The sequence below is a fragment of the Calothrix anomala FACHB-343 genome, assembly GCF_014696435.1.
GTDB lineage: Bacteria > Cyanobacteriota > Cyanobacteriia > Cyanobacteriales > Nostocaceae > Aulosira > Aulosira anomala_A.
Genome location: NZ_JACJQG010000037.1, coordinates 76,812 through 88,735 on the forward strand (window position 1 = coordinate 76,812; position 11,924 = coordinate 88,735).

The window sequence follows — 11,924 nt, forward strand, 5'->3', positions numbered from 1 at the left end:
CTTAAGCTCAGAACCCTTCTCTATCTCGTTTCCAGCCTCCGGCTGGAAATGCGTATTCGTGGGCTGCCGCCTCGTCTTCTAATAAATTGAGGCAGAGCCTCATAAATCTCAGCTCCCACGCAGAGCATGGGAGCTAGATGGAATGGGGTTTTACGTTAAGTTGACACGTATGGGAAACCCCACGCTTAATTGTGAGTGCGTTCGTCCTTGACGTTGCCGTAGGCATCGCTCATCGGGTATTTTTGTATCAACAGGCGATCGCCCATAGTATAGTTGGAATAGAAATCAACAAAGCTGGTCTAAATTCTCTAGATTTAAGCTATGCTAAAATCAGTTATGCATTTTCTCTGTTAAGCAATCTAACATTAGGTTAATCTCTGTAAAGCCCTCGCAAGATAAATTGCCAATGCTAACCGAAAATCAATGAAGCGCCAAGCTTGTCAAAGCAACAGCGCGGTGTTCTCCACAAATCATTGTCTCGGTTCAAGTTATAAAGCTAATCTCGGCTGAAATCCTCAAAGCCAGCCAAGACAGGTTTTATCGCAAAGGTAAGAACGCTCTAGGGCTAAGTTTTCATCTGCTAATAATCTGGCGTAATCCTGACTACCGTTCAATTCTGAGATTCTTGGTAAGTTTTACCAACCTCAGGTTAATTTTTGAAAAGTTTAGTTTATTTGATTATCTATATAGCCATAAAGTTATATAGGTAATTGAGAAGTTAGGAATTGACTATGAGTACCGATCTAGCAAGCAAGTTACGGGAAGGAACCAAACATTCCCATACAATGGCGGAAAATACAGCGTTTATGAAATGTTTCCTCAAAGGGATTGTAGAAAGAGAACCCTTTCGGAAACTCATTGCGAACTTGTATTTAGTTTATAGTGCCCTAGAAGAACAGCTTCAGCGTTATAGTACTCATCCTGTAGTCAGTTTGATTTATTTTCCCATATTGAACCGTAAAGCCAATTTAGAGAAAGACTTGGTTTTTTACTACGGTGAAAACTGGCGCGAGCAAATCTCAGCACTAGAGGCAGGTAAAGTTTATGTAGAGCGAATTAATGAAGTCGCCAACACCGAACCTGCATTATTAGTTGCTCATGCTTATGTGCGCTACATGGGAGATTTATCTGGCGGACAAAGTTTGAAAAAAATTATCCGTTCTGCTCTAGATTTACCAGCAAATGAAGGAACTGGACTTCATGAATTTGAGCAATTACCTTCAGTTGAAGCTATCAGAGCATTTAAAGGACAATATCGCGATGCTTTAAATGCATTACCTGTAGATGATGCTTTAGCGGAGAAAATCATCGCCGAAGCTAACTATGCATTTGAACTCAATCGCAATGTTGTTCATGAATTAGAAGCAGATGTCAAAGCTGCTATTGGGGATCACGTTTTTGATTTGATTACCCGTCAAGATTTACCCGGTAGCACCGAACGTTCACCTGGTAATAATGCAGTCAGACTCGTAGCGGCTGAATAAGCAGCAACCATGAAAATTACAATTTAGTTAAACTCCAGATTTGGCGTTGCTGAATATGAGTATGAAATGCAAACATTAAATATTTCAAACTCTTATTCTCTCTAGTACCGCTACGCGAAAGTCAAAAGTCAAAAGTCAAAAAGTTAATATATTAAGGCTTGTGACTGTTTGAAATAGTAGCTTTATTTACGCCGTGTTGTACTAGCTCTGCGTCTAGCAAATAGTCCTAATTCATACTTATTCGCAGCAACGCCTTGATTTTGTCTGAATTTTGTAAATCTTCCTCGTGTGGCTATCTTGACTCTACATATGAGATAACTGCACTCATAAAATACGACAAAAATTGTCTGTAAATAGCCTCAAATAGCTAAAATACCTAGCTATTTGACACAACTAATAATAGAAAAAAAGGCATATCAAAAGGATAAGGGATATCAATAATAATTAATCCCCAATGCCCCATGCCCCATGCCCCATGCCCCATGCCCAAAATCATTTAAGGTTACTAGCATCATGAAATTGGCGACGCAAACAGTAGAATTCAACTCGGAGTTACTCAGAAAATACGACCAAGCTTTACCTAGATATACAAGTTATCCACCAGCAACAGAGTTAAAAGATAATTTTGGCGAGTTGGATTTACGGACAGCTATTGCAGTTGGTAATTATAAAAATACGCCCTTATCTCTTTATTTTCATATTCCTTTTTGTGAAACTGCTTGCTACTTTTGCGGTTGCAATACAATTATTACCCAACGCAAGGAAATCGTCGATCCATATCTCAATTATGTAGCGCGAAATATTCGCCAGTTTTCTGACTTAATTTCTGACAAACGCCAAGTTCATCAACTCCATTGGGGAGGAGGAACGCCAAATTATTTAAATCAACATCAGGTAGAATTTCTCTGGAACAATATTAATCAAAACTTCCGCCTAGATGACAATGCGGAAATCTCCATTGAAATTAATCCCAGATATGTTGATAAAAATTATATCTTTTTCCTCAAAAGCTTAGGCTTTAACCGAATTAGCTTTGGCATTCAAGACTTTAACCCCCAAGTTCAAGAGTCAATTAATCGCGTCCAACCAGAATCTATGCTCTTCAATGTTATGGATTGGATTCGCGATGCAGGATTTGAAAGTGTGAATGTGGATTTAATTTATGGTTTACCTTATCAAAGCCTAGCTACTTTTAAAAATACAATTGCCAAAACTATCAAACTCGATCCCGATAGAGTAGCTGTATTTAACTTTGCTTATGTCCCCTGGATGAAGCCTGTACAAAGAAAGATTCCCCAGTCAGCATTACCTCCAGCTTCAGAAAAATTAGATATTCTGAAGATGACGATTGAAGAATTAACTGATAATGGTTATTGGTTTATTGGGATGGATCACTTTGCTAAACCCAATGATGAATTAACCATCGCGCAACAAGAAGGTAAACTGCACAGAAATTTCCAGGGATATACCACAAAACCTGAATCAGATTTATTTGGTTTTGGGATTACATCGATTAGTATGCTGCATGATGTTTACATCCAAAATATTAAGCAGCTAAAAAGCTATTATCAAGCAATTGATACAGGCAAAATGCCAATTGAAAAAGGCGTCAGTCTCAACCGCGATGATATTTTGCGGCGGACTGTAATTATGGAATTGATGTGTCAGTTCCGCCTGTCAATTGATGATGTGGAAGAAAAATATCATATAGCTTTTGATACGGATTTTAATGAATATTTTGCTAGAGAATTATCTGAGTTGCGATTGCTAGAAGCTGATGGCTTAATTCGGATGATACCCAATGGTATTGAAGTGACACCGAGCGGCAGATTACTAATTAGAAATATTGCCTCCATCTTTGACGCTCATACCAGACAGCGAAAAAATGCAGCTTTTTCTAAAGCAATTTAATTGCATTTGAAGGATGAAGTTGAAATTAAAAATTTCATCCTTATTTATACCAATTGAACAAAATAACAGATTCAAACTTAGAAACAGGTTACCAATCTGTTTTTATTAATTTTGAATTTTGAATTTTGAATTTTGAATTGGTACCAGTCCTCTTTCAAGCAGCAGGAAAAAAACTATGCGTATCATGATGATTCAGCCCAACTATCATTCAGGTGGTGCGGAAATTGCTGGAAATTGGCCACCTAGTTGGGTTCCTTATGTTGGTGGAGCTTTAAAACAAGCTGGCTTTACCGATATCCGGTTTGTTGATGCGATGACAGACTATATTCCTGATGATGTCTTAGCAGGAATTATCGCTCAACATCAACCAGATGTGGTGTTAGCAACGGCGATTACGCCGATGATTTATCAATCACAAATCACGCTACAAATTGTTAAGCAAGTTTGCCCCAATGCGAAGACAATTATGGGTGGGGTTCACCCTACCTATATGTACAATGAAGTGCTGCATGAAGCACCTTGGGTAGATTATATTATTCGCGGTGAAGGTGAAGAGATTACAGTTAATTTACTACGCGCGATCGCAAATGGTACAGATGAGAGCGATCGCCGTAATATTTTAGGTATTGCCTTTCTGGAAGATGGTAAAGTCGTAGCTACACCAGCCCATCCCCCCATTGCTGACTTGGATACCCTCACCCCAGATTGGGATCTTTTAGACTGGAAGAAATATATTTACACTCCTCTGAATGTGCGCGTAGCTGTACCCAACTATGCGAGAGGATGTCCATTTACTTGTCGTTTTTGTTCGCAATGGAAATTCTGGCGCAAATACCGTTCCGGTTCACCCAAGCGCTTTGTCGATGAAATTGAAATTTTGGTGAAAAAGCATAAGGTAGGCTTTTTCATTCTGGCTGATGAAGAACCCACCATCAACAAACCCAAATTTATTGCGTTATGTAACGAATTAATCGAACGCAATTTAGGCGTATATTGGGGAATTAACACCCGCGTTACAGATATTTTGCGCGATGAAAAAGAATTACCCCTGTACCGCAAAGCTGGATTAGTTCACGTTTCTTTAGGTACAGAAGCAGCAGCTCAATTAAAGTTGAATTTATTCCGTAAAGAAACCACAATCGAACAGAATAAACGGGCGATTCAACTATTAAAACAAAATGGGATGGTTGCAGAAGCTCAATTTATTATGGGTTTAGAAAACGAAACCCCGGAGACAATTGAGCAAACCTATAAAATGGCGCTGGATTGGGAACCAGACATGGTGAACTGGAATATGTTCACACCTTGGCCATTTTCGGAATTGTTTCAGGAATTAGGCGATCGCGTGGAAGTGCGAGATTATTCTCAATATAACTTTGTCACGCCCATCATGAAGCCCACCGCAATGGAACGGGAAGAAGTTCTCAAAGGCGTGTTGCGGAACTACGCGCGGTTTTATATGCGCAAAACCCTTGAATATTGGTTTGTCAAAGATCCCTTCAAGCGCAAATATCTGTTAGGCTGCTTAAAGGCTTTTGCTCAAACTACCCTTAACAAACGCTTCTACAACCTCAAACGAGTGAAATATAAAGGACTGCATACCGAAATCGAGTTAGGTTTTGATAAGTCCAAAATTCTCACTGTTGAAGAAATCGCTAAACGCAAACAACAACATCCAGAATTATCAGCCGATGTGAATTTTACTGGCAATATCGGCGAAATTTCCGCTTGTGGCGCACCTAACGATGTGAGCGAGATTTCTGCTTGTGGCGCACCTAACGATTTAGAATATCATGGCGATCAAGAAGATGTTCCCAGCATGAAAATCTAACTTACCTCAGGCGATCGCTCTCTAGTTCTCTGACGCAATAAAAAAGAGCGATCGCTTTACAAAAATTTACATTACTTATACTTTCTTATCCTCTCAAATTCACCAAAATTGTCATTACGAATTACACCAATTCAAAATTCAAAATTCGTCTTGGAAAGTTTGCTCAACGGGGGGAACCCCCGCACGCAACTTTCCGCAAAATTCAAAATTAAGAAAGCTATATGTAGCAAGGGTTTTTGAATTTGGATCTGTTGCTGCATTTTGGAGAATTGGTATTACATAAGTTTTTCTCAAAACTTCGGACTTGAGACAAAGACTATTAAAACTTGTAACAACAGTTTTTAGCCCCGCATCAATTACTAAAACTTCTCAAAGACTATTAAAACTTGTAACAACAGTTTTTAGCCCCGCATCAATTACTAAAACTTCTCCCGGTGACACAGAGAAAATCTAAATTTAGCAAAAGCGTGCAGAAATTATTCTAAAACTGTAAAACGACATTTGACGCTAAAGGCATGATCGCAGTAGCAATGTGAATAGTTTGGTTATCGGGATTCTGCCACTCTTTTACCAAAACAAACTCAGTCTCAGGATCGTAAAACAAAACTGCTAAAGATATCTGACCTTCCCAGCAATAATGTACATTGCCATCGTGAGACAAGTAAACCGCACCTCTTCCGTGCCCATAAAAGCCACTCATAGCAGTTCGAGACAGAGTATTCCAAGAAACATATTTCATCACGCTACCTCTCTAATTAATCTTTCATGTCCTTTCCATTCCACATATACTCATCAAAACATAGTTAATCCGTATAAAAACTGAGTTTGTTTATATTTTTTCACCCAACACATCCAGAATGCAGGTGCTAACTGGATGCAGCCTAACTTAGGCATCAAGCAGAATACAGCAGCAATAAAAGATGTTTTGTCATGACATCCTTTCTGTCCATGCCATATTGTTAACTCAGATACATATGTGATCAATCAAACAAGCAGCACATAAGCTAATGGGCGTCTAAATTGCATAACACCGTTGACTGTTGACTGTTGACTGTGAATACTCAACAGCCTTCATGATGGATTGTGCAATTTGAGGGGCTTACAAAAAATAAATTACCCAAATTCCGTAGTGCGAGCATCTTGCTCGCTTTTGAACACCAGCGAGCGAGACGTTTGTCCTTCGGACACGCTACGCGTTAAGCGAAGCTATGCCAAAGGCTTTACGCACTACAAATTGATTGGGTATTTAAAAAATTGGATGTCCCTAAAAGCCCAATAACTTACACTCTTTCTTGCAATGCCCAATGCCCCATGCCCAATGCCCAATGCCCCATGCCCAATGCCCCATGCCCCAATTCCAGTACCATGATTAATTATTAATCAAGCTGAATTTATAGCTTATGTCTTCCATACCTCTAACATTGAACTTGGTAGAAGGTTCTGTTTCCTTCAGTTTTTCCCCCCAAGCAGCACAGGAATTAAAAGCAGCTTTAGAAGAATTGGTATCTCGGCTAAAAACTGTCGCCGCTAAAACGACTCCAGGGGGCGGAAAAGTCACTCCCCAGGCTCCCGTAGAATATCGCTACACGGGTGAGGTATTTTTAGAAATTTTCTGTAATCCAAATATCTGGCCGACACCCTTCGCTGCTAAAGTATTGCTTACCATCCGCGATTTAAATATTCGCTTAACCACAGAAGCAGAACTCACTCGCGTTATAGAAGACGTTAACCAATACCTAGAGCAAGTTGGCTAAGTTTGTAGGAATTACGCAGTATCATATATTTTTCATGCTTTTTGTCAATGGTCAATGGTCAATAGTCCATAGTCCAAAAACCTGAATTTTGACCATTGACTTTTGACTTTTGACTTTTGACCACCTTTGTGAGGGTTTTTGTATTCGGTGCGTAAGTCCTAGTTTGTATACTGGGGAAGGCTTTTTGCGAAAAATTACCGGAGCAGTTTACCATAAAAAACTGCCCCGGTTAGGGAAACTACATACTATACTGGCGACATCGGATATGTCAGATATAAGTGAGAATTGATTACCGATGCGATCGCTACTAAAAAAAAGCTTGTATAAATCAGACTTTAATGCTTCTGTTTGAACGGGAATTAAAGATGCTGGATTTGGAGTAATCATGGTGAAAATCAGAGATTATCCCGCAAATTCGGCTCTCAATCCAAAATCAATAATTGAGTCCACATCAGAAATTTACTAATTGATTAGTCGTTATCCCATTCTTCACGACCAATCAGATCGCCAATGCGATCGCGTAACAAAAAATCACATTTTTCTAATTCACATTCAACGCAAACCCACTCTCTGGCAGGGATGTATTGGCAGAGTGTATATATTGGCTGTTGCCGGCTCACCATTCCCTTCTCAACTAGTCGGCGTGCTTCGTCTTGAATTACATCCAAAGAATAGTAACTGATAGAGGGCACCGTATTCACACTCATGATTTTTACTCACAAATTACACGTAGATAGTGTTCCCGATATTTAGATGGAACAAACATGACAACAATAGACTCGTAGCTAAGGTTTTGTAGTTTGCTATACGGAACTTATTTCATTTTGACGCTACACACCCTCAAATTATCTTAAGAAATGTAAAGAAAGTCAACATATTCTGACATTGTGGCTAAATATGCTTCATATAAGCATAACAGGGTAGTCAACATTACCTGCTATGTAGTGCAGCTGAAATAATTTCATCACCATATATGCAAATAGGTATGAGGTATTGGGGATGAGGCAAAAGTAATAATTGCTATTCCCTTATGTCCCTAATTCCTATGTTCAAGCTAGACAGTCATGCGATCAATCACACAACGAGGTTATGAAAATCTCTCTGAACAGTCAACCGTCAACAGTCAACCGTCAACGCTATTTCCAAGCTAGTCAATCATAGAAAAAACCCATAATAAAGCATGAAAATATCTCATACCGAGTCCTTAGTATGCAGTAATCTCTTGCAGAAATTAGAGTATAAACTGTTGCAAAGTATTAGGTTAAAGTACACCAGGAAATCATACAGCCTTTCATCTGTTAATTATTTCTTAAAGATGGGCATGGGGCATGGGGCATTGGGCAATTCAATTTTGGATTTTGCGAAAAGTCGGAGCGCCGGCTTCCGGCGATCTGTTAGCGCAGCGTTAGCGACGCAGGAGCGTCACTTTTCAAGACGGATTTGCGATTTTGGATTGGGTTTGAATCTAAAATCTAAAATCTAAAATTCCTTGTCCCTAGTCCCTATCCCCTATCCATAGTCAAATTAAAACAGACGTTCTTTAGTTACGTCTGTAAACTGATGAGCGAATTTTCAGCAGTTAATTGTTCCAGAAGTTACTTTGTTGTTTAAATGACTGATTACGCGAATTCATCATCCTCATCGTCAGCATTGTCATCCTCTGCTGACACATTTGCGGATGGATGTTCATGTTCAGTCTTGAGTTGATTCAATAGCGTCAAAATTCTTGTACCGCGTTCTAAAGAACGGTCTTCAATAAAAATTACTTCTGGGGTGCGGCGTAGTCTTACCCGTGCCCCAAGTTCGCTGCGCACAAAACCTGTAGCCGACCTCAAGCCAGCCATTGTTTCTGCCTTGGCTTCTTCTGTGCCATAAATACTGACGTAAATTTTGGCATGTTGTAGATCCCCAGAGACATCAACATCTGTAACACTTACCATTCCTGTACCCACGCGGTCATCTTTGATGCCGTTGAGTAACATTTGGCTAACTTCCCGTTTGATTAATTCAGCAACGCGGGAAACGCGGCGATTTGTAGCCATAAAAATTTTGCCTCCTCACAGAGGTTGTACAACATAACAATAGAGAAAAATTTGGGACGATAGCGCTTGCCCAACTGTCTGTAGGGCAAACCCCCCTATAGCCCCAACCTAGATTTTACTTAATAGCCCAGCATAGCGCGCAGGGTAAAAGTAATAAAGGCCAAACCGCCAAACAATAACCCAATGAGAGGAATCAAGGTGATTGGGCGTTTCAACAGAGGAAACAAAGGCTCAAATGTATTCAAAAAAATCCCGGCGAGGATGGTAATCAAGTAGCGGGGGTAGCGAAAGACGTTATCCCAGAATCCGTCAAACATTTATTTAGGCTGCCTTGTTATAGACTATAAGTTTGTTTTGATATGCGTGTTTAATTTAATTGTAATGGATACTGTCTGAAAATTAATAATTTCCTATAAAATATGATTCGTTAGTTTATAGTAGTTAGATTTAGTAACTAAGTTCCAATGCAATGGTAAGCCAAATTCCTAAAGAAATTTACCCCCGTCCTTTTTTGAAATGGGCAGGTGGTAAAAGTCGGTTAATTCAACAATATATTCCTTATTTACCGTCAAAATATCAAACTTACTATGAGCCTTTTATTGGTGGCGGGGCTGTATTTTTTCATTTACAACCAAAAGTTGCTATTATCACAGATATCAACGCCGAATTAATTACCACATATTGTTGTGTTCGGGATCGGGTTGAGGAATTAATTGACCTTTTGAAAGAACATAAACTTCGTCATAGTAGAGAATACTATTATACTGTAAGAGCCAACCCGGGAAATACAGATTTAGAAATAGCTGCCCGCTTAATTTATTTGAATAAAACTTGTTTTAATGGTCTTTATCGAGTTAATTCTAAGGGTCAATTTAATGTACCCATAGGCAGATATAAAAATCCGAATATTTGTGACGGAGATTTGCTACGAGCAGCCTCAGCAGCACTTGCTCATACGCAAATTAAACAAGCTGATTTTGTAGAACTATTAAATTATGCAACTAGCAGTGATGATTTTGTCTTCTGCGACCCGCCTTATTATCCGATAAGTAGTACGAGTTACTTTACAGGTTATAGTCGTGATTCTTTTGATGAAGAAGACCAAAAACGTTTACGCGATACATGCGCAAAATTAGCCAAGCAGGGTGTAAAAGTGATGGTATGTAATTCCGATTGTGAATTTATTAGAAACTTATATCAGGAAATAGATTTTAAAATTTATCCCATAGCTGCAGCCAGGTCAATTAATTCTAATACAAAAAAACGCGGCATGATTTACGAACTATTAATTACTTCTTATTAAAAGAAGCAATTTAAATATATACTATACAATTTTATCAAAAATTTTCAGCTATTAATAATTATTCAGTTAAGAATGAATTGTAGGTTGGGGATCCAGTGCGTTGCGGGGGTTCCCCCCGTTGTAGCAACTGGCGTTTGAACGAAGTGAAACCCAACAAAAACCGGAAATGTTGGGTTTCGTTCCTCAACCCAACCTACAAATTTTAAAGTTTTTGGCAATAAATTTTATTGCCACATAATACATAAAATAAAAGTATGAGGAAATGCTATATCTAATAGCAAATGACAAATGACAAATGACAAACTAAATTAACAATGTTTATTCGCCCAAGCGATAAATCTATCTAAGTTATAAACACCTAATAAATTACCATTATAGGCAACTTGTTTTTTGAGCCATTTAATAGCACCTTCTCTCATCCCTTCGCCACCAATCACAACAATAGTTGGAGCTGGATAAGATTGCTGAATATTCATATTTAAGTAAGGGAATTTTTCATCAACCGATCCCCCACTTTCTTGCCATTTACACTCAATAATTAACCCTGCGGGGCTAACTGGTAAACCAACAACATAAAAGTCTACTTTTAAAGCAGTCTGATAAATTCCTGTACCGATGGAAACCTGCTTGGCGTAACGTTTTGGTAATAAAGTGGCAGTTAAAAGAAATTCTTTAGTGACATGGCTTCCGACTTGGAAATAATTATGTCCGCTCAAGACAGCTTCGATATTGCCTTCTAATATATTTCCTGACTTATTTGCTCGTGCGCCTTGAGTCATAGTCATCCTGAATCCCTGTGCCAAACAAAATCGCCCTTAATTCTAGGATTCCACGAAAGCCGTCACACAAAATGTGTTACTTAATATGAATTTTCAATTTTCAATTTAATACCAGTCAACTTAACCTAAAATAGCTGCTTAGAAACAGCATCTACACAAACAAAACCTGCCTAAACAGGGTTTAAAGACCTAAATCTTCTGTGAGTATAGGCGACATGAATTACTGACTTACTAATTAGTAGATAATGCCAGATGAGAATTTTATTAATTTGAATAGTAAGTACAAATGTATCAACAGATTTTAACATTATGCCTGCGATTTGATACTGTTGCAGAAATTGCGGTTCTAGACACCTTACCCTAGCGCTCAAGAGCACAATATGAATAGCTAGAAATTGTACATTATTTCTAATTGTAGTTAAATTCACATCAAATTTATTTTTAATTTACCTTAATTACATAATTTTTTCACTTATACTTCATTTTTCATTAGTCTTAATTACAAAATTTTTATCTAGATTTAAGGATTTTTAACGAACAATACTTTTTATACTACATTTAATTACACCAATGAGTCTGAATGTTGTCTTGATCAATGGAACATCTTTTAACGACTCTCTTTCAGGCACTAGCCATGCTGATCAAATATTTGGACTAGCGGGCAATGATACTCTTTTAGGTGGTTTAGGAAATGACACCCTCGATGGTGGTTTAGAGGATGTTTGAAAAGTCGGACAGATTGTAAAAAAGCTCTCTCGGTATACGCTGTGAATAGATAGTAGACAGCACCGAGAGAGCAACATGAGTAAAGCATATCCCA

General features: G+C 38.5%; 13 protein-coding genes. 7 read left to right on the forward strand and 6 right to left on the reverse strand.

Going from position 1 to position 11,924, the window contains the following annotated elements; translation table 11 throughout:
• The first annotated feature begins 191 nt into the window (after positions 1-191).
• From H6G08_RS20915 to bchE, 4 genes are all read left to right on the forward strand, one after another.
• The gene (locus H6G08_RS20915; RefSeq protein WP_190546369.1) at positions 192-374 is read left to right on the forward strand and encodes a hypothetical protein; all 183 of its coding nucleotides are present in this window, start codon (positions 192-194) and stop codon (positions 372-374) included.
• A gap of 357 nt (positions 375-731) precedes the next feature.
• On the forward strand, positions 732-1,484 hold the full coding sequence (locus H6G08_RS20920) for a biliverdin-producing heme oxygenase (protein ID WP_190546371.1): 753 nt from the start codon (positions 732-734) through the stop codon (positions 1,482-1,484).
• Between the two features lie 513 nt (positions 1,485-1,997).
• Positions 1,998-3,395: an oxygen-independent coproporphyrinogen III oxidase gene (gene hemN / locus H6G08_RS20925; RefSeq protein WP_190546398.1), complete on the forward strand. Its 1,398-nt coding sequence runs from the start codon at positions 1,998-2,000 to the stop codon at positions 3,393-3,395.
• Positions 3,396-3,570: 175 nt separating this feature from the next.
• Positions 3,571-5,226 carry a magnesium-protoporphyrin IX monomethyl ester anaerobic oxidative cyclase gene (gene bchE, locus H6G08_RS20930; RefSeq protein ID WP_190546373.1) on the forward strand — a complete coding sequence of 552 codons (1,656 nt, stop codon included), beginning with the start codon at positions 3,571-3,573 and terminating at the stop codon, positions 5,224-5,226.
• A gap of 481 nt (positions 5,227-5,707) precedes the next feature.
• Here bchE and H6G08_RS20935 read toward each other — a convergent pair whose 3' ends face one another.
• Positions 5,708-5,965, reverse strand: coding sequence for a hypothetical protein (locus tag H6G08_RS20935; protein WP_096643485.1), 258 nt, complete (start codon positions 5,963-5,965; stop codon positions 5,708-5,710).
• 661 nt (positions 5,966-6,626) lie between these two features.
• On the opposite strand from H6G08_RS20935, the gene H6G08_RS20940 reads away from it, so the two are divergent.
• Positions 6,627-6,980 carry a hypothetical protein gene (locus tag H6G08_RS20940; protein ID WP_190546375.1) on the forward strand — a complete coding sequence of 118 codons (354 nt, stop codon included), beginning with the start codon at positions 6,627-6,629 and terminating at the stop codon, positions 6,978-6,980.
• 207 nt (positions 6,981-7,187) lie between these two features.
• On the opposite strand, the gene H6G08_RS20945 is transcribed toward H6G08_RS20940, so the two are convergent.
• From H6G08_RS20945 to H6G08_RS20960, 4 genes are all read right to left on the reverse strand, one after another.
• Positions 7,188-7,367: a hypothetical protein gene (locus H6G08_RS20945; protein ID WP_190546377.1), complete on the reverse strand. Its 180-nt coding sequence runs from the start codon at positions 7,365-7,367 to the stop codon at positions 7,188-7,190.
• A gap of 83 nt (positions 7,368-7,450) precedes the next feature.
• Positions 7,451-7,687 carry a DUF4327 family protein gene (locus H6G08_RS20950; RefSeq protein WP_096643483.1) on the reverse strand — a complete coding sequence of 79 codons (237 nt, stop codon included), beginning with the start codon at positions 7,685-7,687 and terminating at the stop codon, positions 7,451-7,453.
• 912 nt (positions 7,688-8,599) lie between these two features.
• Positions 8,600-9,022 (reverse strand): 30S ribosome-binding factor RbfA, encoded by a 423-nt coding sequence (rbfA, locus tag H6G08_RS20955; RefSeq protein ID WP_190546379.1) that lies wholly within the window; start codon positions 9,020-9,022, stop codon positions 8,600-8,602.
• 119 nt (positions 9,023-9,141) lie between these two features.
• On the reverse strand, positions 9,142-9,339 hold the full coding sequence (locus H6G08_RS20960) for a DUF751 family protein (RefSeq protein WP_096643481.1): 198 nt from the start codon (positions 9,337-9,339) through the stop codon (positions 9,142-9,144).
• Positions 9,340-9,491: 152 nt separating this feature from the next.
• Here H6G08_RS20960 and H6G08_RS20965 point away from each other — a divergent pair, with 152 nt between their 5' ends.
• Positions 9,492-10,325, forward strand: coding sequence for a DNA adenine methylase (locus H6G08_RS20965; protein WP_190546381.1), 834 nt, complete (start codon positions 9,492-9,494; stop codon positions 10,323-10,325).
• A gap of 308 nt (positions 10,326-10,633) precedes the next feature.
• Here H6G08_RS20965 and H6G08_RS20970 read toward each other — a convergent pair whose 3' ends face one another.
• A complete protein-coding gene (locus tag H6G08_RS20970; RefSeq protein ID WP_190546383.1) occupies positions 10,634-11,110 on the reverse strand; it encodes a PD-(D/E)XK nuclease superfamily protein in 477 nt (158 codons plus the stop codon).
• Positions 11,111-11,674: 564 nt separating this feature from the next.
• Here H6G08_RS20970 and H6G08_RS20975 point away from each other — a divergent pair.
• A complete protein-coding gene (locus tag H6G08_RS20975) occupies positions 11,675-11,830 on the forward strand; it encodes a hypothetical protein (protein ID WP_190546385.1) in 156 nt (51 codons plus the stop codon).
• The last annotated feature ends 94 nt before the right edge of the window (positions 11,831-11,924 follow it).